The 21,522-nt window shown below is 62.1% G+C and carries 23 protein-coding genes and 1 tRNA gene; 18 read left to right on the top strand and 6 right to left on the bottom strand.

Annotated features, from left to right (window positions below; translation table 11 throughout):
* Nucleotides 1-84 precede the first annotated feature (84 nt).
* From K8I04_06910 to K8I04_06875, 8 genes are all read left to right on the top strand, one after another.
* Nucleotides 85-291 carry a DUF3014 domain-containing protein gene (locus tag K8I04_06910; GenBank protein MBZ0071439.1) on the top strand — a complete coding sequence of 69 codons (207 nt, stop codon included), beginning with the start codon at nucleotides 85-87 and terminating at the stop codon, nucleotides 289-291.
* Nucleotides 288-1,538 (top strand): MFS transporter, encoded by a 1,251-nt coding sequence (locus K8I04_06905; GenBank protein MBZ0071438.1) that lies wholly within the window; start codon nucleotides 288-290, stop codon nucleotides 1,536-1,538. Before K8I04_06910 ends, K8I04_06905 begins: the two co-directional genes overlap by 4 nt.
* A gap of 328 nt (nucleotides 1,539-1,866) precedes the next feature.
* Nucleotides 1,867-2,910 carry an NADP-dependent oxidoreductase gene (locus K8I04_06900; GenBank protein ID MBZ0071437.1) on the top strand — a complete coding sequence of 348 codons (1,044 nt, stop codon included), beginning with the start codon at nucleotides 1,867-1,869 and terminating at the stop codon, nucleotides 2,908-2,910.
* Between the two features lie 879 nt (nucleotides 2,911-3,789).
* Nucleotides 3,790-3,999, top strand: a complete 210-nt coding sequence (locus tag K8I04_06895; GenBank protein ID MBZ0071436.1) for an AlpA family phage regulatory protein — start codon at nucleotides 3,790-3,792, stop codon at nucleotides 3,997-3,999.
* Nucleotides 3,996-4,433, top strand: coding sequence for a hypothetical protein (locus K8I04_06890; protein MBZ0071435.1), 438 nt, complete (start codon nucleotides 3,996-3,998; stop codon nucleotides 4,431-4,433). Before K8I04_06895 ends, K8I04_06890 begins: the two co-directional genes overlap by 4 nt.
* A gap of 203 nt (nucleotides 4,434-4,636) precedes the next feature.
* Nucleotides 4,637-5,023: a hypothetical protein gene (locus K8I04_06885; GenBank protein ID MBZ0071434.1), complete on the top strand. Its 387-nt coding sequence runs from the start codon at nucleotides 4,637-4,639 to the stop codon at nucleotides 5,021-5,023.
* Complete coding sequence (locus tag K8I04_06880; protein ID MBZ0071433.1) at nucleotides 5,020-6,126, top strand: AAA family ATPase; 1,107 nt, start codon at nucleotides 5,020-5,022, stop codon at nucleotides 6,124-6,126. The genes K8I04_06885 and K8I04_06880 overlap by 4 nt, the downstream gene beginning before the upstream one ends.
* Nucleotides 6,127-6,170: 44 nt before the next feature.
* A complete protein-coding gene (locus K8I04_06875; protein ID MBZ0071432.1) occupies nucleotides 6,171-6,467 on the top strand; it encodes a hypothetical protein in 297 nt (98 codons plus the stop codon).
* Nucleotides 6,468-6,926: 459 nt separating this feature from the next.
* On the opposite strand, the gene K8I04_06870 is transcribed toward K8I04_06875, so the two are convergent.
* Nucleotides 6,927-7,115, bottom strand: a complete 189-nt coding sequence (locus K8I04_06870) for a hypothetical protein (GenBank protein MBZ0071431.1) — start codon at nucleotides 7,113-7,115, stop codon at nucleotides 6,927-6,929.
* Between the two features lie 537 nt (nucleotides 7,116-7,652).
* Here K8I04_06870 and K8I04_06865 point away from each other — a divergent pair.
* The 10 genes from K8I04_06865 (at nucleotide 7,653) to K8I04_06820 (ending at nucleotide 18,389) form a co-directional block, all read left to right on the top strand.
* Nucleotides 7,653-8,057: a hypothetical protein gene (locus tag K8I04_06865; protein ID MBZ0071430.1), complete on the top strand. Its 405-nt coding sequence runs from the start codon at nucleotides 7,653-7,655 to the stop codon at nucleotides 8,055-8,057.
* Between the two features lie 371 nt (nucleotides 8,058-8,428).
* Complete coding sequence (locus K8I04_06860) at nucleotides 8,429-8,929, top strand: DotA/TraY family protein (GenBank protein ID MBZ0071429.1); 501 nt, start codon at nucleotides 8,429-8,431, stop codon at nucleotides 8,927-8,929.
* Complete coding sequence (locus K8I04_06855; protein ID MBZ0071428.1) at nucleotides 8,889-10,811, top strand: DotA/TraY family protein; 1,923 nt, start codon at nucleotides 8,889-8,891, stop codon at nucleotides 10,809-10,811. Before K8I04_06860 ends, K8I04_06855 begins: the two co-directional genes overlap by 41 nt.
* Nucleotides 10,812-10,973: 162 nt before the next feature.
* Nucleotides 10,974-11,681, top strand: coding sequence for a hypothetical protein (locus tag K8I04_06850; GenBank protein MBZ0071427.1), 708 nt, complete (start codon nucleotides 10,974-10,976; stop codon nucleotides 11,679-11,681).
* Nucleotides 11,682-12,102: 421 nt separating this feature from the next.
* On the top strand, nucleotides 12,103-13,896 hold the full coding sequence (locus K8I04_06845) for a type IV secretion system DNA-binding domain-containing protein (GenBank protein ID MBZ0071426.1): 1,794 nt from the start codon (nucleotides 12,103-12,105) through the stop codon (nucleotides 13,894-13,896).
* A gap of 302 nt (nucleotides 13,897-14,198) precedes the next feature.
* On the top strand, nucleotides 14,199-14,498 hold the full coding sequence (locus K8I04_06840) for a hypothetical protein (protein MBZ0071425.1): 300 nt from the start codon (nucleotides 14,199-14,201) through the stop codon (nucleotides 14,496-14,498).
* A complete protein-coding gene (locus tag K8I04_06835; protein ID MBZ0071424.1) occupies nucleotides 14,491-14,739 on the top strand; it encodes a hypothetical protein in 249 nt (82 codons plus the stop codon). Before K8I04_06840 ends, K8I04_06835 begins: the two co-directional genes overlap by 8 nt.
* Entirely contained in the window at nucleotides 14,729-15,025 is a 297-nt protein-coding gene (locus tag K8I04_06830) for a hypothetical protein (protein ID MBZ0071423.1), read from the top strand. Before K8I04_06835 ends, K8I04_06830 begins: the two co-directional genes overlap by 11 nt.
* A 69-nt stretch (nucleotides 15,026-15,094) precedes the next feature.
* Entirely contained in the window at nucleotides 15,095-17,677 is a 2,583-nt protein-coding gene (locus K8I04_06825; GenBank protein ID MBZ0071422.1) for a relaxase domain-containing protein, read from the top strand.
* A 241-nt stretch (nucleotides 17,678-17,918) separates the two neighbouring features.
* Nucleotides 17,919-18,389, top strand: coding sequence for a hypothetical protein (locus K8I04_06820; protein ID MBZ0071421.1), 471 nt, complete (start codon nucleotides 17,919-17,921; stop codon nucleotides 18,387-18,389).
* A 59-nt stretch (nucleotides 18,390-18,448) separates the two neighbouring features.
* Here the strand turns inward: K8I04_06820 and K8I04_06815 are convergent, their stop codons facing one another.
* From K8I04_06815 to flgM, 5 genes are all read right to left on the bottom strand, one after another.
* On the bottom strand, nucleotides 18,449-19,642 hold the full coding sequence (locus K8I04_06815; GenBank protein MBZ0071420.1) for an integrase arm-type DNA-binding domain-containing protein: 1,194 nt from the start codon (nucleotides 19,640-19,642) through the stop codon (nucleotides 18,449-18,451).
* A gap of 180 nt (nucleotides 19,643-19,822) precedes the next feature.
* Nucleotides 19,823-19,898 (bottom strand) — tRNA-Ala (locus K8I04_06810).
* Nucleotides 19,899-19,982: 84 nt separating this feature from the next.
* Nucleotides 19,983-20,720 (bottom strand): flagellar brake protein, encoded by a 738-nt coding sequence (locus K8I04_06805; protein MBZ0071419.1) that lies wholly within the window; start codon nucleotides 20,718-20,720, stop codon nucleotides 19,983-19,985.
* A gap of 105 nt (nucleotides 20,721-20,825) precedes the next feature.
* Nucleotides 20,826-21,314, bottom strand: coding sequence for a flagellar protein FlgN (locus tag K8I04_06800; protein ID MBZ0071418.1), 489 nt, complete (start codon nucleotides 21,312-21,314; stop codon nucleotides 20,826-20,828).
* A gap of 7 nt (nucleotides 21,315-21,321) precedes the next feature.
* A partial coding sequence (gene flgM, locus K8I04_06795; GenBank protein MBZ0071417.1) for a flagellar biosynthesis anti-sigma factor FlgM occupies nucleotides 21,322-21,522 on the bottom strand: 201 nt, incomplete at its 5' end.

The raw sequence follows: 21,522 nt of genomic DNA, 5'->3' as shown, positions 1-21,522 counted from the left end.
CTACCACGGACTTTCGCAGCCGTCGAGCCTGTCTGGAGTCACTTTTCACCCATACTGCCCCCACCTATTCTGACGCAGGGAGACATGCTGGCGACACCGGACGCCTCGGCGCAGATCCGGCTGATGCAGCCGCACGTGCTGTACCCGCTCGAGGGTCTCGATCTGGAGGTATCCTCGGCCGGTCAGAACATATTGATTCGCATGGATCCTGAGAATGTCACGCCCAACATAGGCGGGGCCGCCGCGCTTTGCTATCCTGGGCGCTTCCAACAGCCGCTGCCATCCGCATGAATACCAGTACCGCCCCTCCTGGCGCGGACGCCGACGGGAAAACGGCTTTTACCGTTCTCGTGACCATCAGCGTCTGTCATCTGTTGAATGACATGATGCAGTCGCTGTTGCCGGCGATCTATCCGATACTGAAACAGAATTACAGTCTCGACTTCGGCCAGATCGGTGCGCTGACCTTCACCTTCCAGCTCACCGCCTCGCTGCTGCAGCCGCTGATCGGCCTCTATATCGACCGCAAACCGAAGCCGTATTCGCTCGCCGTCGGCATGGGCTTTACCCTGTCCGGGCTGGTGCTGCTGGCCTACGCCCACAACTACGCGGTGCTGCTGTTGGCCGCGGCGCTGGTTGGCACCGGGTCCTCGGTGTTTCATCCGGAGTCCTCGCGCGTCGCGCGCATGGCCTCGGGCGGACGGCACGGGCTGGCACAGTCGGTGTTCCAGGTGGGTGGCAACATCGGTTCCGCCATCGGTCCGCTGCTGGCAGCGTTCGTCGTGCTGCGTTTCGGGCAGTCGAGCGTCGCCTGGTTTTCGCTGGCCGCCCTGCTGGCTATTTTCCTGCTGATCAACGTCGGGCACTGGTACAAGGAACACGGGCTGGCGCGCATCGCCGCGCACACGCGCCGGGCCGCGGTGCATGCCGCCCTGCCGCGTGCCCGGGTGTGGCTGGCGGTAGCCGTGCTGATCGCGCTGATCTTCTCGAAATTTTTTTACATGGCCAGCATGACCAGCTACTACACGTTTTACCTGATCGACCGCTTTCACGTGTCGGTGCAGAGCGCGCAGATTCATCTGTTCGTGTTTCTCGCCGCGGTCGCCGTCGGCACCATCGCCGGTGGCCCGATCGGCGATCGCATTGGCCGCAAGGCGGTGATCTGGGCCTCGATCCTCGGGGTGCTGCCGTTCACACTGGTGCTGCCGTACGCCAATCTGTTCTGGACCGGGCTGCTGAGCGTGCCGATCGGCATCATCCTCGCCTCCGCGTTCCCGGCAATCATTGTGTACGCGCAGGAGCTGATGCCGTCGCGGGTCGGCGCCGTCGCCGGCTTATTCTTCGGTTTCGCCTTCGGCCTGGGCGGTATCGGCGCGGCGGTGCTTGGCCAGCTCGCCGACGTGACCAGCATCGGCTTCGTTTATCACGTCTGTTCCTTCCTCCCGCTCATCGGGTTGCTCGCCGGATTCCTGCCGTCGATCGAGACGGAGCAACCGCGTCCGGGCGCTGCCATGGAATGCCCGCCTGGAGCGGATTGACGATTCGCAACGATGAGTCAGCGAGTGCGCTCGCCCGCGCAGGCGCCGTCTGAATGCTTGTGGCAAATCAGACGCCCACCCTGTAGGAGCGGCATTCCTGCCGCGATTCATGTGCACGGCGAACCCGAGTCATCGCGCCAGGAATGGCGCTCCTGCGAAGGCGGCGCCACCCCCAGGTCTTACCCAGTGGTCAGTCGTATTGGCTGCATAGTGTGCAACTCATCATCCCGCTTTTGGGGGCTGACATCGCACGACGGTAGCGATAAATCCCGGCTCCTGAGTAATCCTCTACACTTTACCTGAGTGTCTCGCCAACAGGGTTTCTACTATGTCACAGACTGCCGATCACAATCGCCGCTTTGTACTCGCCTCGCGTCCGGGAGGCGTCCCGACCCCGATGAACTTTCGCCTCGAAACCGCCCCGGTGCCGCAACCCCAAGATGGTCAAGTGCTGCTGCGTACCGTGTATCTATCACTGGATCCCTATATGCGTGGACGCATGAGTGATGCGCCATCCTATGCCGAGCCGATCAAACTCAACGAGCTGATGGTCGGTGGCACCGTGTGTCGAGTGTTGCAAACGAAACACCCGGACTACCAGGTCGGTGACTGGGTTCTGGCGTACAGCGGTTGGCAGGACTACGCGTTAGCCGACGGCAAGACCCTTACCAAGCTCGATACCACGCAGATAAAGCCATCGTGGGCACTGGGTGTTCTCGGTATGCCCGGTTTCACCGCCTATATGGGGCTGATGGATATCGGTCAGCCGAAAGCGGGTGAGACCGTAGTAGTGGCGGCAGCCTCTGGCGCAGTTGGTTCCGTGGTCGGACAGGTCGCTAAACTGCACGGTTGTCGCGCAGTCGGTATCGCCGGTGGTGAGAGAAAATGCCGTTATGTAACCGACGAACTCGGCTTCGATGCCTGTCTCGATCATCACCAGGATGATCTGGATGAACGACTGAAAAAGGCTTGCCCGGATGGCATTGACGTGTACTTCGAGAGCGTCGGCGGCAAGATCTTCGACGCAGTACTGCCGCTGCTTAACCCGAAGGCGCGCATCCCACTATGCGGCCTGATCGCGCACTACAATGATACTGCGCTGCCGCCTGGTCCGGACCGGCTGCCACTGCTTACCGGTACCTTGCTCAAACGCCGTATCCGCATGCAAGGTTTCATCATCTTCGACGATTACCAAGATCGCTATGACGACTTTGTCGAGGTCATGCGACCGTGGCTGGAAGACAACAAGCTTCATTATCGCGAAGATATCGTGGACGGCCTGGAAAACGCACCCAAGGCCTTCATCAAGATGTTCGCAGGCGGTAATTTCGGCAAGCTGGTGGTGCGTGTCGGTGCCGATGATAGGGTCTGAAACGCGACCGATGGGCACGCCGCATGCGACGCCAGAATTGGTTCAGGTTCGGGCAGAGATGGATTTCCGATGTCTGCGCCGACCACGGTTACCGGTGTAACCGCTAATCGTGTTTTGCGCTTGCAGCCGGCTGGAGCAGGGTTTCCGCAATACATTCCGGCAGGCGTTCTCGCGCAACGGGTGTGCCGATTTATTCATTGATGATAGGGTTGCCAGCATTGCCGGACCTTCCTCAGCCTGGTACTCATTCCGGTATTTTATGTACTCGTACGGCGCCCGCCCGATGTCACCCCATGTCAAACGCTAACCCAATGAAAAAGCCCGCTATTGAGCGGGCCTTTGGATGGTGTTGGATTTGATAGGATGTGCAATTGGTGGGCGGAGGACTCCCGAATAATCGCGATAACGCTCTGATCTATCGCGTTTTGTAGCATACCTTGATCTACTCATGCCCCCAAATATGCCCCCGCGCGCAGTTCCAGGCACCTGCTCGCATTTCGTTTTGCCTTATCTTATAACCCATTTCACCAAAAAACGCTAATCAAATCAATCAAGTGTTGATTGGTTTGACTTTCTTTGTTATCTTTGCTCTCAGAAGTCATCCTTCTCTTTCTCTGCACAACAAGTGGCAGCGATTGAATTCACTGCACAGACAGCAGTGTGAGCTACAGCGAAAAGTGCTGATAACTGTAGCAACAGCCGCAGCGTGTCCGCGAGTTTCGAGAGCCCCGCGGTTTCGGAAAAAAACGCGCAGCGGAACTTATGCAAACAGCCGTAGCCTGCCCGGGCTTCGCCCGGGACTCACAGGCAGGCGGACAGCGATCTCAGACACGCGACAAGTGCGCATGATGCGCTCGGTCGTGAGCCGGAGACAACGCTATGTCTGCTACTCATCACGATCATCAGATCATCTCTATCCGTGACTGCGCTGCGCTGCTCACAGTCAGCCGCGGCACGATCTACAACTACATTAAATCTGGAAACTTCCCTGCACCGGTGCGACTCGGTCCGCGTCGTGTCGGCTTTCGTTTCTCTGACATCCGGGCCTGGCTCGATGCGCGTAGCGAGATCGCCGGAGGTGCAAAATGAGCATCTTCGTCGATCTCAATCGCGTCAAAATCCCTGACACTGCTCGCGACATCAAACGCGCACTCGATCGCGCCGCATACCGCAAGCGCCGCGCGCCTGAGCCGCGGACGATCAGTGTGCTCGACGCGCTGATCGCTGTCGAGAGCACGACGCAGTACGACATCGAGCGCGAGCGACTCATGCGCAAGCGCAGGCAGCGCAACATGATCTTCGCGGCTACTCGCGGCTGTACGCCGGCTCAGAAAAAAATGGTCTGGGCGATCCTGAAGGGACTCGACACAGAGCAAGCCGCGGCGTACGCGGGTCTCGCGAGTGCCGCGGCAGTGCGGGCGCTGCTGTGTAAGATCGGGCGGGCTGTGCAGAGCGGGCAGGTCAGTATGACCGCGCGGCAGATGCCGCTTGCTCTCAGCGCTGGCGCCGGGGGTGACGTATGAGCGCGTACGACGACCTCTTGAGCCGACTTGACGGCGTGCGGACAGTGCAGTCGCCGGCACCGCAGGTCGTGCGAGCACATCGCGCGACGTGTCCAGCGTGCGACAAAGCTCTGAAACTTTCTGTTGCTGAGACGAGTGATGGGAAAGTCTTGCTGCACTGTCACCGCGGTTGCGGCACAGGCGACGTGCTCGACGCGCTTGGTATGCACGTCAGAGACCTTTTTCCCGGCTCCGGTGAGCACAGCAGCCCCAGCCGCCGCTTGCGCGGCATCGGGCAATGGCGTAGCGGTGCGGCGATTGCAGATGCGGTACACACACATGCTGCGCTGTTACTGAGTGACGATCTTAGTGACGATGAGATGCTGTATCTGTCGCATAAGATCACGACTAGCGCAGATCGCTTGCAAGCAATGGCTTGGCCAACCGCGGCGGCGGTGGCGGGCGAGATCGCGCAGCAGGCACGTGCGCTGCTAGCTGATCCGGAGAGCCGCTGGATACGTGCGCAGCATATCGCTGTACTACAGCGCGTGCTCGATCAGTCTGCACGTGCCGAGGCGAAGGCGGTACGGGCACGGAGGGCGGCGGCATGAGCAAGATGATGATGTACGAGCAACAGACGCCGCCGCAAGTGCGCACGATCTGTGCGGCGGACATCGCGCCGGAACCGATCCGCTGGCTGTGGCATGAGTACCTTGCGGCTGGAAAGCTGCACATTCTCGCGGGCTCGCCGGGCACCGGCAAAACGACAATCGCGCTTGCTCTAGCTGCTACTGTGACCGCGGGCGAACGATGGCCTGACGGCACTCCGGCGCGAGCTGCCGGCAGTGTCGTGATCTGGTCAGGCGAAGATGACTTGAAAGACACACTCGTGCCGCGGATGCACGCCATGGGCGCTGATCTTCGTCGAGTGCATTTCGTGCATGACACGATGTGCGAAGACGGTGCCCGGGCATTCGACCCCGCGAAAGACACGGACGGTCTAGTCGCCGCGGTCGAGCGAATCGGCGACGTGCGCTTGCTCATCGTCGATCCTATTGTCTCCGCTGTCAGCAGTGATAGTCACAAAAACGGCGAGGTGCGCCGGGCGCTACAACCACTCGTCGATCTCGCGGCGGCGGCTGGGGCGGCGCTGATTGGCATCACACACTTTACGAAATCGACGAGCGGCAAAGATCCAATCGAGCGCATCACGGGATCGCTTGCGTTCGGCGCGCTGGCGCGAGTCGTCTTTGCTGCTGCAAAGCAGGACGACGAGGACGGGACGACAAGCCGGATTTTCTGCCGCGTAAAGTCAAACATTGGTCCCGACGGTGGCGGATATGAATACGATCTGCGGCAAGTCGAGCTTGCATCGCATCCCGGCATCATGTCGTCAGCTGTTGCCTGGGGTGGCGTGCTGCAAGGGTCTGCGCGGGATCTGCTCGCCGCCGCTGAGCCGGATGAATCTGGCGGCGGCGCGCGGGATGCGGAGCGGTTCTTAGCTGATCTGCTCGCTGATCAACCGATGCCTGTGAAAAAAATCAAGGCTGAGGCTGACGATGCGGGGTGGTCGTGGGCAGCGATACGCAGAGCGCAGAAGGCGCTTGGTGTGCAGGCGATCAAAGAGGGGTACGGGGGCAAGGGACGCTGGGTCTGGCGCCTGCCCGCAGCTCAAACCGCCGGGGCGGCGGCGCTTGAGGAGGTAGAGATATGACACCGACAGAGATCATTGCTAGAGCACGCACAGCAGGACTGGACGTGCGACTAGCCGCCGGCGGCGGCACGATCCGGGCCACGGGCCCAGCCGCGGCCGTGGCGACCTGGCGCCCAGCGCTGGCGGCTCAGAAGCCGGGCGTGCTAGATGTGCTGCGGCGCGAGCTCACTGAGCAGCCGGGTACCGACTTAAGTGTCGAGGACGAGGCAGCGATACGGGATTGGCTGGCGCGGATCGAAGAAGATGATGAGGAGATCATTGCTGAGACGATCGAGCGATGTCGCACCAGCGCCGCGGCCCGTCTGTTTTTTCTGTCTGTAGCCGCCGGTCAGCGGGTTTAACTCCCACCCACCGGGCGCGAGGGCGCGCCCGGGAACCCCGGCGTGGGGGTCGAGTTTGGGTTTTGGGGTGTGGGGTTTGGTTGGGCAAGGTGCTCTACTCAAAAACAGTGAGCATCTTAAGCACCTTAAGCATCTTAGCAGCTAAGGTGCTTAAGGCGGCAGATAAATACTTAATATATATATAAAAATTGTATGGTAAGGGGTGGGTTCAAAGGCGCTTAAGGTGCTTAAGGTGCTTAAGATGCTCAACGTGTGAGCGTGGCACCTTAGCCGTCCCCACGTCACGACCCCCACGCCGGGGTTGGAGCCCCCGCCCCGGGGGCTCTGAAAGGCCGCAGGCCGTCCTGCCCAGCCCACTGCCGCGCTGACCCCGTGTGCCCACCGCCGCCGCTGCGCGGCCCCGGCCTTGACCCCTTGCCCTGGTGAGGGGCGGGGTCGTGCCGGGCTGTGGGCCGTGGACTACGTGGACAGCACCAGCGTCGCAAGCCAAGGCCAGCGCGTCGGCCAGCGCGTCAGCGCCGGCGCACCGCCGGGACCCTCGACCAGCACCCAGCGCCTCGGCGCCGGGTCGAGCTCATCGCTGCACACAACCCGCGCGCCCGCCGGGCCCACCGGGCACCCTTCTTCAATCTCGATCACATACTCCATCTCGCATCTCCTTTCCGCTCAAACTCACGCGCAGTATCGCACAATCTCGTTATAAATCATACGTTTGCTATCGTGTACATCATAGCGAACGTTGTGCGCCTCCCTGCATTTGTCTGTCTCCGTCGATTGATCGCTCGCACGCAAAAGCATCTAAGCAGCCCGCGCGCCGGAACCGCTCCGCGAACCCTGCACGCGGGCTGCTGTAGTGACATCTCAAGTGTCACTATAAGTGACACCTCAAGTGACACCTTAAGTGTCACTTCAAGTGACACATCGCCGCCGGTGAGTGCGTCACTCCGCTCATCAGCGCCTAAGCGCCTGATTTAATGCCTTTTCCGTCCGCTTGCCGTTCGACCGATTCCCGCCGCCGACCTTGTAGGTCATTCGTCCCCTAATAGGACTTAGGGGTAATAGTTCTCGGCATTCGTTCCGTGTTGAACGAAATACGTACGTATACGCATTCCTTCGCTACTGCACGAGGGTGTTGCGCGTGACAGTCATATATATGGACACGTCAACTCAACGAGGATCACGCACATGAGCAAGATCAAAGAACTTCTCAAGCCCGCACCGCTGCACAAGACCATCCCTGCGCTCGCCGGCGCCCCGAGCATCGGTCGCATCGCCGCCGCCTGGCGCGCTTTCCGCGCTGCGACTGGTCGCAAACAGCGCACAAAACTCGATCAAATCCCCGCCGACGACCGCCGCCACCTGGCGCGCAGCTACCGCACCGCGGCGGTGGGCTTCGTCGCACTCGCGGGCGTCATGGGCACATGCGCGTGGCTTTACAGCACAGTGCTGTCGATCACAGTGACCACGGTCCTCGCGCTCGCTGCCGCATCGTATCTTTTTGTCGCTGTGCTGCGATTGTGGCAGGCGGCGATGATCGAGCGCGGGCGCGGCGTGAGCTTCAAAGCGTTTTTAGCTAGCGGGTTGTCATGATGCACGCGATGACTTTTTTTCGTTTTTTGTCCAGCGCAGGACGTCTACCGACTCACGTCTTGTTCCGCGACGACAATCACGCCCACGCAGTGACAAGCGTGCGCGAGCACGCCGACGGTGTAGCGATTACGTTAGACGACGGCAGAGATTTATTGATCTCCGGGCCTGATGGATGGCGCGGCGTCTACGTTACTCCGCGCCTCGTGTCATCGCGCGCGCAATGTGCCGGGGCAGATGTCCGCGTGCTTCTCTGCGTCCCGTCCCGTGCTTTTTCAGCCCGCGCGCGGGCGGCGATGGCGACGATGCAGTGATCGGCGGCTGAGTGTTGCGCGTGACCGTTCTATATATAAGACCTTTTTTGGAGCACACACATGACTATGACCGCAGAGCAGCAAGCACTGCTCACCCCTGCGCCGCAGGACCTGAGCGTCACGATGCTCGACACGCTACTCGGCGATCGCTGGCATGATTTCAGTGTCGGCGCTATCGATGCGGGCTCCGGCGCGATCCTGCCCGAGCTTTTCGTCGTTGTGAACACTGCGCTCATTGCGCTTGTGTCTGCGATGATGGTGTGGCAGGTAACCATCGGCGCGATGGAAACCGCACGCGAAGGCACGCCGCTCGGTCGCCGCATGCACAGCGTATGGGCGCCGATGCGCGCGCCGGTGAGTCTTTTCTTGCTCGCGCCGATTGCGAAAGGCTACAGCATCTTACAAGTGATGCTGCTGATTGCTACTTACTACGGGATTGGGATTGCGGACACAGTCTGGGGTCGGTTTGTCGACGCAATCCCGGCGCAGTCGGGCGTCATCGCACAAAAAGCGCCGTACGATGCCGACGCACTCGATCAAGTCGCGCGCGCTGCGGCATGAGGTGACTTATCTCGTCATCCATGACAAAGCGGACTACCCGCTACAGCCACGGTGGGACTGGACTGGCAATGACTTTGGCGGCACGTGGACGTACGGCGCGCAGCGCCGCCGCGGCGTCGGCATCGACACAACGCTTGGCGCGATCAGTATCTCGTGTGGCGAGTCGACGATCGGGCGGACGCTATCAGCGATCGATACGACAGTGATGTCTGCTGTGCGCACGCTGACGCTGCAAGATCATCCAGCGGCGCCGACGCCGGCGCACTCGACAGCTATCTGTCAAGCGTCAGTCGATGCTGTCACCAATATGATCCACGCCGCGCGCGCGATCGCGCAAGACATCATGAGCGCATACGACGAGCAGCCGATTGAGCTATCACCGCAGCTATTTACCGCGTACGCGAGCGCGTACGCAGAAGAGCTGAGTCGTGCTAGCGAGCTTGCGCATGCAGAGCAGCTTGAGCAGCTACGCAGTGAGACAGATGATTTTGCGCGTATGTCGAAAGACCTCGGATGGGCGAGCTCGGCGATGTACTGGTGGACCCTCACTAGTATCAACGAGCGCGGGCAGACACTGCTTGCGCCGCTGTTGCCGGACTTTACCGCCCCCGATCCGCGCACTATTAAGCGTCTCACGGACGGTGCAGACGCAGACTATCAAGCTGTGGTCGACGGCTATCTGTCACGCATCGCAACGACCGAAAATGCGCGTGCTGTGAGCGGCGGCCCAGAAGGCGGCTGGCTCGGCAAAAAGATCGCTGACAGCACGCTCTACGCACTGCCCGGCGCGCTGCGCGGCGGTAATGCGCTCGTCTCGCTTGCCGGCGTTGGCGACACATTGATTACCTGGGGCGGCTCGGCCTGGACTGTCGGCACAGCGGGCGTGCTTGCTGCGACGATCGGCGGTGCGGCAGCGGGTGGCGTGACGGGCGGGCCGGTGGGCGCGCTGGGCGGTGCATCAACTGCGGCAGCGATTGCTGGCTTTTTCGGCACTGCTGCGGCCGCCGCGGGCGTCGTGCTCGTTATCGAGGGCGCGATACTCAAGTACGTGATTCCGATGACGCCTGCAATCTTGATGGTCCTGGCTATTGTCGGCTGGATGGTACTCGTCATCGAAATGCTTGTAGCCGCGCCACTGCTCGCTGTCGCGCATGCGTTTGCTGGCGGCAGTGATTTCGCTGCGCCGGAGACCCGGCACGGCTACGCTGTCGCAATCGGCGCGACGATGCGCCCGCTCCTGTTGACGTTTGGGTTTATTTTCGCCTGGCTTTTGATCGACGTGAGCATGGCATTTTTGGGGATGGCTCTCGAAGTGTATCTATACAGTCTCGTCGGCACGACAACTGGGCCTGTGATGATCCTGAGCACAATCGGCGTCGTGCTAGCTGCAATCACTGCGCTCGTCTACTACGTCATGCGTCTCGTGACGCATCTGGCGCAGCATGTGCCCATGTGGATTGGCGGCACGCAAGGATCTGACCTGGGCACTGACGCTGCCGCGACACGAGCTGTCGAGCAAGGCGAGAGCGGTAGCGTCGGCGTGCGGCGCGTGGTCGGTGGTGCTGCTGGTGCGCTCAGCGCGCAGAAGATCGCTGGCGCGGGCGGTGGTGGTAAGAGTCCGGGCGGTGGTGGTGGTGGTGGTGCTGCCGGTGGTGCCGGTGCTGGCGGTGGCGACACGCTAGAGACACCGACGATTACGCCGGCGCCAGCAAGCGCGAGCAGCGGCAGCGGTGGCGCGGCGGACTCGCGCGACGCCTGGGGCGGGGGCTGGAGTGATGCATATTCGGCTTCCGCTCCTGCACCTGCACCGAGGGCGTCGGCGAAAATGCAGGCGCGGGCGACTAAGCCGCGGTCAAAGTACGGGCCGGTGGCCGAGGGCTGATTCTGAAATTTAATTGACGGTGACGGAGGTGTGGAATGAAATGGTTGGCGATTTGCGTGCATTCTTTGATCGTAGCCACGGCTTGTTTGCTCGGTCTCGGGATGATGATCACGGCAATGGCTGTCGGTATCGGTCTGACGATCTAATTTTTTGGAGGCTATGATGAAAAAGAATCTGTATCAATCGCTGCGCGACGGTCTAGCTAGCATCGACGAGACGATGCCCGAGATCCGCAACACCTGGACCGCGGCGCGCAAAGCGGTGTGGTCGTATGTACGCACTACACTCGTCGTCACTGCTGTGATCCTCGGCACCAGCTTGGTCGCCGGTGGCGCTGGTGTAGTGTATGCGTATATCAACGACGCGCAGGCGGCGACATACGACTATACCGGACGTGATACGCCGGTCGGCAGTCGGTACTGCGGGCGGGCTGTGCCGACTTTTGATGTCAAAAGCCCTGCACCGAACGACGGGACGTCGATGTATGAGTGGCGCGATCACTGGATCGTGACGACGACGTGTGACGGTCACAATCCCGCAGTCTCGTGCCCGCCGGGGCTCAAGCAGTGGCATCAGACAATCGGGCCGACGTCGGACTCAACATATCGCGATTACATCTGCTATGACATCGCCGCGCCGCCGGCGCCGTGGCCGGCGGAGGTGACAGTTACACCGCTGGACAATTGCGATCTGTATGTGCGCGGTTGCGGGTCGGTTGAATTGTGGCCGCTGCACAACGGGCAGTATTGGGGTCACTGGCCGGGCGGCTGGGACCCGGGGTACGGATGTCCGCCGGGGTACGGCAACAAAGTACAGGATTTTACGTATGAGCCGGTCGGCGTGATTCGATTTACGTGCAAACTGATCTGATTTTTTCTTCGCTGTGCGTCGTCCCTTTGCCCCGGTCCTCCGGGGTTTTTTTTGCGCCGGGCGCGGTGATCTGTGAGTGCGGCGCGGGCGCTTGCCGCTGCGCGGCGCGCCGACAAGCGGCGTAAAAAGCGGCATACAGGGTGCGGCGGCGGCAGTGATCAGAGTGCTGCGTGATGCGATGACAGATGCGCTGCGGAAGGGCGTGAGTGGTACCACTAGTGACCGGCGGCGGTGGCGGTGCGGTGCGGTGATCTCGGCGCGCATACGCACGCCTCAGCTTCCGTCGCCGCGCCCCGCCGGGGCGCTCTCCTGACCTTCGCTTGCGCATCCCTGCGCGCGCGGGTACGGGCAGCGCAACAAATTGGCTGCGGTGTTGCGCGTGACCGTATCTATATAAGACCTTTTTTTTTGGAGCGCACACATGCAAATCACTACGACACTTTTTGCCCCGATCGTCGGCGTCGCCGTCGCCGGCGGCATGATCTATCTACAGCATGAGCGCACGCGATACCTGCCCGTGACTCTCGTCGTCGCCTTCGCCGCCGCCGGCGGGGCCTGGGTCGGCTGGACGTGGGCTGCTGGCGTGCTCGCGACCTGGCCGCCGCGCGGTATCGATCGGCTGCTGGTGCGCGCGGTCTGGTCGATAATCACACAGAGCGCGGATCTGCTCGCGCTCGCGACCGCCGGCGGTGCCGTGATCGGTGCGGGCTGCGGCAAGATTTTGATGATCATCGTGCCGCCTCCGGCAAAAAAAACTGAGCGCGGTGCCGTGATCGGCGCGGGCGATGGTGGTGAGGTCGGCAAAGCTGACGGCGTGATGCTTGCCGGGGTGCGATTGCCGGAGTCGCTAGAGAGCCGTGGGTTTCAATTCTGCGGCGCACCGGGCACGGGCAAAACGCAAGCGATTTTAGGGCTACTGACGCAAGCGCGCAGGCGCGGGGATCGCGTCATCATCGCAGACCCGGCGGGCGACATACTCGCCCGCCTGCATCGTGATACAGACGTAATTCTTGCGCCGGGTGACGCACGGTCTGTGTCGTGGTCGCCGTTCGCGGACCTGCGCGACGCAAGCGAGTGCGACACGCTCGCTGCATCACTTATCCCGCCAGGGCACGGCGGCGGCGCGGAATGGCACGGCTACGCGCGCACGCTTGTGAGTGCGTTGCTCAAGTCGCTGAGTGAGCGCGGCGATGCGACGACCGGTGCGCTGGTCCAAGCCGCGCTGCACGCGGATAAAGACGACCTAGGCGCACTGCTCGCTAGCACGCCGGCGGCCCGCCTCGTCGGCGGCGGCGCGGACAAGATGCTGGCGAGCGTGCTCGGCATCATCGGTACACATCTCAGCGCGCTGACGCTGCTCGACGCCCGCGCGAGTCAAGATGCTTTCTCGCTGCGCGACTGGATCGATGGCGGCGAGGGCTGGTTGTGGCTACCGTACCGCGATTCTGCCGCCGAGTCGTCGCGCTCACTGCGTCGCGCTTGGCTCGATATTGTCGTGCGCGCAGTGCTCGACAGCGACCCCGACCGCGCCCGGCGGACGTGGATTGTTTTAGATGAGTTGCCAGCGCACGGTCAGCTTACGGCGCTCGCCGGCGCAGCAGCACGCGGACGGAAATACGGGCTCAGACTGGTCCTGGGCTATCAAACTGCTGCGCAGCTCAGAGAGGTCTACGGCCGCGACGGCGCGGAAAGCGTCCTCGGCTGCACGGGTCACACGCTGATCCTGCGCACGCCTGACCCCGAAACATCGGATCGACTGAGCCGCCAGATCGGCGAGATCGAGCGCGAGCGCGCGCAGGTATCGAGATCACGATCTGCGCAGAGCGCGCGGCACGGGCACGGCACGAGCACGAGCACGACGACTGTCAGCGAGATTCGTCGCGCTGTGCTGCCCGCTGAGATCCAAGGCCTGCCGGACCTGCGCGGCTATTTGCTGCTCGCCGGTGACACTGTCGCTGCGCGTCGCGTCACTGTGCCGATCATCAAGCTATCGCGCCGCGTGCCGGCGCACGTCGCTGCTGCCACCGCGCCGCCTGCCGCCACACTGCCACCGCCCGCCGCCGTGCCTGCCGCCGATACCGCTGCCGCACCGCCGCCGGACGATGCGGACGATGCGGTCGATGCGGTCGAGGTCGCGGACGGGGACGCAGACGACGACGCGACTATCGACGCTTTCGATGCTGCCGACGGCGCTGACTTTGATCCGGACTCGTGAGGTGTTGCGCGTGACCGTATCTGTAAGAGCACTGATCTTTGCAGTCCGCGCCGGGGCCACGACCGACGCGAAGCGGCGGGCGGGGAAGCGCGGAGCGGACCCGAGATCGAGAGCCAGGGTCGAAAAGCCCGCTGCGCGGTCTTTTCTCACACCCCACGCACCTAGCGGTGCGCGGGCTGTATTCAGCCAGCGGCGGATTCGCTGGTTTATCAACGACCTGTGCGTATTCAAGGCCGAATACAGAACCGGGTTAAGTGCTTGTTTTTCAATGTATTCACAAACTACGGCAGGAGAATGCGGAAATGGCAACGAAATCTGAAAAAATCGCAGCGCGTATCGAAGCGGCCAAAGCCGCGGCGGCGGCGGAAATCGCGGCGCTTGAAGCGCAGGCCGCAGCGGCGGCGGACGAAGAGCGGGAGCGGATGCGCAAGCGCGTCGTCCGCGCCGCGGGTCGTGCGGGTCTGCTCGATACGGCGCTGACCGCGCGCGACCTCGAAGACGCTTTTCGCGTCATCGTCGCCCGCCCCGCTCAGCCGGCGGCGACAAATACTGATCAAGATGAGCGCGTGACTGAGCGCGCGGAGGTGAATAGCTATGAGTGATTTTGACGACAAAATCGTTGTGCTGCTCGGGCGTATCAGCGCACGAGTCGAAGAGATCGGCGCTCAAGTCACAGCGCTTCGCGCGCAAAACTCGGGCATCGTGCACAGGCTCGAAGTTGTTGGTGCCGAGGCGCGCGAGGCGTGCATCCACGCACGGAACGCACATGTAGCTGTCGGCGATCTCTACAGCCTGGCAGTCGACTTTGACGACGCGAGCAAGCGAGGTGTGCATGAGCATTGATCCGATTGCGCTGAGGCTTGATAGCGACACTCTCGCTGCGCTCGACGCGATGCCCGGGGCTACGCGATCTGATCGAATGCGGCATGCGATCATGTCTAGCGTCGTGACTGCGCACGTCGCGCAGCAGGTCGCTGACATCAGCACGCAGATCAGTGATCTCGTCGCAGTGACTCGTGATCTGCGAGAGCGTCTTGATACAGTCGCGCACGACGCAGCTCAGGCCAAAAAAGGCATGTCGCTGATCTACAAGCATCTCAATGTCGGCGGCGCAAAACCTCAACCCTAACCGCCACCGCCCCGTGACCGGGGGGCGCAGCCCCGGTCTACCGGGGCTCTTTTTTGGAGCGCTATATATATGATGTCGATCTCATCGAGGACCGCCGCCGGCGCGGTATCTTACTACGTGCATATGCAAAAAGACGAGTCGCCCGAGGACTATTACGCAAAAGAGGGCGTCGGAACCTGGCACGGGACCGGCGCGCTGGCGCTAGGTCTCGCGGGCGATGTCGATGCAAAAGACTTTGCAAATTTATGCGCCGGCTGGTCACCAGCCGGTGCCGCACTCAGTCAAAACGCAGGCGACGAAGGTCGCCGGGCGGGGTGGGATTTGACGTACAGCGCGCCGAAATCTGTATCAATCGTGTGGGGTCTCGGCGACGAGCACATGCGCGCCGCGATGCAGCGACTGCAAGATCGGGCGGTACGTAGGTCTGTCGGGTATCTGCAAAACAACGCAATCATCACCCGTCGCGGCAGTGGCGGCGCGGTGCGCGAGCGTGGCGAGCTGGCCGCCGCGATGTTTTCCCACGGCACGAGTCGTGAGCAAGACATGCAGATGCATACGCACGTGTTTTTGTTCAACGCCGCGCGGCGGGCGGATGGTACCTGGGGCACCTTGGAAACCCAGCCGATTTACGAAATGCAAAAAGTCGCGGGCGCAATGTACCGCGCAGAGCTCGCCGCTGGACTCAGAGATCTAGGCTTCGGCATCGAAGCCGACGGCGACAGCTTTAGAGTCTCCAGCGTGCCGCCGGAACTAGAAAAAGAGTTTTCAACACGCCGGCAGCAGATTTTAGACGAAATGTCTGACCGCGGCGTCAGCGGTGCGGAAGCGGCGGAGATCGCTGCGCTCTCGACTCGCAAGAGCAAAGAAATTCTCGATCCGGCCGAGCTGCGACAGACCTGGCTCGACCGCGCTGCGACGTACGGCTTTGAGCAAGAGCACACAAAACCCGGGCGCGGGCACGAGTACGCTGACCAGCGCAGCGCTCAAGACGTGCTCAAAGAAGTCACGGAGCACAGCGCTGTCGTGCGCGAGAGAGACATTGCGTACGCCGCCGCCGTCGCCGCTCAACACGCTGGCCGTGGCGCAGATGCCGCCGAGGCGCTGGCCGCCGAGTCCCTGGGCGAGGCCGTCACATTACGCGACGAGCGCGGAAATGTGCGCTACACGACGGCAGAAATGATCGCTATCGAGCGCGCTATCGTCGACATCGCTCGCGCGGGCCAGGGCGACACCGCGCACGCGCTCAGCGCCGGGCGGGTCGATGCGGCTATCGATCAAGCGGCGCAGGCGGCTGGCTATCGCGCGACTGACGAGCAGGTCACTGCGATTAAACACCTGGTCGGGCGCGGGCGCGTCAGCGTCATGATCGGCGACGCGGGCACGGGCAAGAGCACGAGCATGCAAGTGCTCAAGTCAGCGTACGAGAGTGCAGGCTTTGAAGTGGTTGGCGCAGCACCGAGCGGCAAAGCCGCGGCAGGACTCGCGGAAAGCACGGGGATCGACAGCTATACAGTCGACTCGCTACTCGCGCGAATCGCATCCGAGAAAATCGTGCTCACGGAAAAAAGCGTCCTGGTTGTCGACGAGGCCGGCATGATTGGTTCCCGGCATCTGCACTCGCTTGTCGCTCAAGCGGGCGACGCAGGCGCAAAGCTGATCCTCGCTGGCGACCCGAAACAACTCCAGCCCGTCGCCGCCGGCGCGGTGCTCCGGCATCTTGCAGACGCTGAGCGCGGCGTCGGTCACGCACGGCTGACAGAGATTTTCCGCCAGCGCGACGGCGCGGACCGCGAAGCCGTCCGGCAACTGAGTCGCGGCGAGGCGGCGGCAGCGATGGCGCACTATATAGAGCGCGGGCAGGTGTCGGTCAAATCGACGCATAAAGCTGCTGTGCGCGAGGTCGCGCGCAGGTACATGAGTCATGCGGCGGACGTCGGGCACGATCAGACTATTGCTCTTGCGAGTACGAATGCCAGGGTCGACGCGATCAATGCAGAGATCCGCGCGCAGCGGCTCAAAGCCGGCGAGCTGACCGGCGGCGTCACGTACGACGCGGTGCGCGCGACGCAGGACCGGCGCACTGGCGAGCGGATCGAGCGTGTCGATCAGTGCGCTTTCGCTACCGGCGACCGGGTGTTGTTTGCAGACAACAATGATTATGACGCGGATTTAAGGCGCGGCGACCTGAGCACTGTGCTCGCTGTCAGCGATGACAGTATTACTGTCAAGCTAGACCGGGGCGGCGAGCGCGTTATCGACCCCGGGGCGCAAGATGTGCGCCATGGCTACGCGATCACGACGCACAGATCGCAGGGCATGACTGTCGAGCGCGCTGTCGTCTACGCGAGCTCAGACACATCACGCGAGCTGAGCTATGTGCAAGGTAGTCGCGCGAGAGAGACGACGGAGTGGGTCACGACGCGGCACAGTATCGTCGCAGCGGCCGCGCGCGAGGGTGTGGATCTTGATCCTGGCGCAGACCGGCTTGAGCAGATGTCTGCTGTCGTCAAAGCGATGTCAGTCAGCAAAGAAGCAGCGTCGACGCTCGACTATATCGACGCTGAGCGCGAGCGGGAGCGGGCTGCTGCTGAGTCTGAGCGTGCGCAGGCGCAGCAGCGCAGTCGTAGCCGTGGCTACGAGATCGAGATGTGACCGACGCTTGAGATCCCCAGCGCTTACGCGCTGGGCGAGGGTCCGGTGCGCTGCGCGCACGCGGACGGATGTTTTTATTCCCCCCGCCCCCTGGCACGCGCTGAACCGCGCGCGTGCTGCCGCTTGGCCCCGCCCCCCTGGGGGCGGGGACGCTTGACACAGGAAATCTTGTGTATTAGTAGAAAGGGCCACTATAAACCTGTTAGATTTCAGTATTAGATACACACCGGATTAAATAATGATGAAAGATAATCTGAATGATATTCATGCCGAAATCGCTGAGATCCAGTCACGAGACAAAGAAAGAATTACGAAAATTTCTCTCCAGCATATTCCGGAAATCCCTGAGAAAGATTGGGAGGAGTTAAAAGAGAAACTCTATTCAGGGGATGTGCGAGTGCGCGAGATGACCACTTCACCTATAAGTTTTCAGTTATTTGCTGCGCCGAGTGATATGGCAGGCTTCAAATTCTTTAACATACTTGCGCTTTTGCTGCCTGTTGTCGCGGTTACTCTAGCGGTCCTCTACTCATGGTGGTTCGTTTTATTAGCTATAGGCTCTGTCTTTCTTCTTAGGATCGCGAAAGGATTCTATCGGACAGTAATATTCCAAGGTGTCACTGCCTCAGAAGCTGCTTTCTGTTTTTTATTTTCTAGGAACACTATTTGTTTAGAGCGTGACGGACAGCTTGTTTACAGGAATAATGAGTGATCAACACAAAAGGGCCCAAGCGCGGCGCCCCGGCCGGACGGTTTCGCTGCTGCCGACTGCTATGGTTTTTGCGCCCTAGTTAAGTCGAGATAGTCCGCCCACGCCTGCATCATGCTCCGGCGTTCATCTAAAAATCTGGTGCGGTTGTAGGCTCGCCCAAGCGCGTCAGGCACGCGGTGCGCAAGTTGGTGTTCGATGACCACCGGATCGAATCCCAGGCGCTCATGCAGCAGCGTACGGGCTGTGGCACGCCAGCCGTGGCCGGTCAGCTCGGTCCGGGTGTCGATCCCTAGGCGGCGGTACGCCGCATTGATCGCCATGTTCGACATGGGCGACTTCGGGGACCGTCCGCCGGGGAACACCCAGCCGCCGGGCCGGTGGTCGGTGAGCGGACGCAGCTCGGCGAGAATCGCGACCGCCTGGCGCGAGAGCGGCACCAGGTGCTCGGTCTTGGTCTTGCTGGTCGTGTACCGCCATTCCTTCGCTTCAATATCGATCTGCTCCCAGCGCATGGTGCGGAGTTCGCCGGGGCGGACGAAGAGTAGGGGCAGCAGCCGCAAGGCTGCACCGACCACCGGCCCGCCTTTGAAAGCATCCTGCATGCGCAGGATCTCGCCGACCTGCGCCGGGTCAGTCGGCGCGGCCATATGCTCGGGCTTCCACGGCGCCAAGGCGCCGCGCAGGCTTGGGGTTGGGTCGATCTCAGCGCGACCGGTAGCCACCGCATAGCGGATCACCTGACCGATGTTTTGGACTGCTCGATGCGCGGTCTCAAGCGCCCGGCCCTCGATTCGTCGTACCACAGCCAGGATTTCCGGAGCCTTGATGTCGCCCACCGGCCGCGCGCCGAGATACGGGAAAACATCGCGCTCAAGACGCCGAACGACTTTATCCCGGTGCCCCGGCGCCTTGCTGCCCAGGTGCCGGGCGAACCATTCCCGCGCCACCGCTTCAAAGCTGTCTGTCACCTCCGCGGTCCTTGCGGCCTTCTCAGCCTTTCTCTGCACGCTCGGATCGATGCCGGCGGCCAGCAGCTTGCGCGCATCGCTGCGCCGGTCGCGGGCCTCGGCGAGGCTCACATCGGGATAGACGCCCAGCGCGAGCCGCTTTTCCTTGCCGTCGATTCGGTACTTGAGGCGCCAGAGCTTGCCGCCGGCCGGCGAGATTTCTAGATACAGCCCCCCGCCGTCGAACAGTCGGACGGGCTTCGGGCCGGGCTTAGCGTTGCGGATTGCGGTGTCGGTCAGGGGCATGAGGATCTGGGGGCATCGGGGTGCCAGAGGCTGTGAATGCCCCCAACCATGCCCCCAGGCACGCTAGATGTCAATGCGCTTCGTTGTGCTTCGCTTAACTCCGCAGGCAAAAAAAAGCCCGTATTTTCACGGGCTTGGGTGTCTTAGTTGGTCGAACGAAGTACAATGAAATCTAGCGGATGGTGGAGCGGAGGAGGATCGAACTCCCGACCTTCGCATTGCGAACGCGACGCTCTCCCAGCTGAGCTACCGCCCCATGTGATTCAGCCGGTTGGGTCCGGCCCGGGTGCGGCGCATTCTAGCACCACCGTCTGGCATCGTGCCAGCGTCTTACGTGCAGTCAGAGGCGTGCCTTGCGGCGCAGCATCTCGCGCTCCAGATGGGCGACGAGGCGGCGTAGCGCGTTTTCCTGTTGCGGCCCCAACTCAACGAAGCGGGCACCGACCCGTTGGATCGGCCGGCGATCGTCTGTCTGGACGAAGCGGATCTCCATTCGCATCTGCAGGGTGTCGCCGCTGGGTAGCCGGATCGTGCACGGGTCCAGCGTCTGCCCCCGCTCCAGCCGGATGTCGCTGGCGAGATTGAGTCCTATACCGCCCAGCGACAGATCGAAGAGTTGCCCCTCGACCGCGGTATCGGCGTCCAGCTGCAGGTGTACCGGGATCTCCTTATCCAGGATCATCCGTACGCGGTAGTTCATCCGCCGCTGCAGGTAATGGAGCAGGGTGGGCAGCGGGGCGCGGTAGTAGCCGATACCCGCACGATCACTGCCGGTCTCGATGTCGCAGCCGAAGCTGATCTCCACACCCTGGGACTGGCAGTGTATCTGCAGGCGGCCGGCCTGTTGTGCGAGCTGGTGTCCGGCGGTCGGGTTCAGTTCGTCCAGGGTGATGAATTTCTGCTCGATGTTCAGCTGTAGCAAGAGGCTGTTGAAGACACCGGGGTGGCCGGGCACCTGCACGCTCAGCAGCACGCGGTTGTCCAGGATGCGTCGCAGAAGCCCGACAATCTGTGTCGGCTGCGTGATCTTCTCGGTCTGGCCTTGGTACTCAGAGGTGCTTCCGGGTGTCTCTGCCATTGCCCCGCCATCATCCGCCCCGTTGTCGTCCTGTGCGGATGATACGCACACCGGCTACTGATGAGAATCGGGCGGGAATCAGGTCAGAATCGACGCGCCGGCGGATCAGGCCTTGGCAAGGGTCCGGCCGGGGATGCCGGAATCCGTGGTGCTGCCGGCGGGACTGTACAGTGCGGTGGCGGGAGCCTGGCCGCGTAGCAGGGTCAGGGTCTGCTGCACGTGGCGGCGGCTGACATCGACAACGGCGCCGTTGCGGCGGTTCAGATGTTGGCACTGCCGGATGTGGACCATGAGTTCCGACCAGAGCCGGGCCAGGCGTCCCTGGCTGTCGCACCAGGCGATGCAGTCCTCGAGGCCGGCACGATCTGCGGAGAATCCGGCCGCCGCCACCTGTTCGTGGCGGCGCACTTCGAGGGTCTCGAATGCCTGCAGCAGCGTCTGTTTTTCCCGCACCAGACCTTCCACCCGTTCGATATCACGGCCCGTCAGGGCGTCACCCTCCGCCGTCAGTAACGCCTCCAGGCGGATGGCGTACTGCAGCTCCTCCGTCAGCAGGAGGAGTAGTTGATCACGGCAGTGGCTGCGGTCAGGCATGGATCGTTCAGCTCAGGTCACCCAGGGCCTTTTCCAGGCTCATCATCTTGCCGGCGATGCGTTCCGGGTCGATCGTATAGCTGCCGTTGGTCAGCGCCTCTTTGATCGTAGCGACCCGGTCGGCGTCAACGACCGGATGGGCGGCCACCTTCTGTTCCAGGTCGCGCAGCTGCTGGGCGGTGGGGGTCAGGCTCACCTGGTCGGTGGG

This window comes from Gammaproteobacteria bacterium, assembly GCA_019911805.1.
Taxonomy (GTDB): domain Bacteria; phylum Pseudomonadota; class Gammaproteobacteria; order Thiohalobacterales; family Thiohalobacteraceae; genus JAHJQQ01.
Note: the sequence above shows the minus strand (reverse complement) of the source record. Positions and strands in the feature narration are given on the sequence as shown.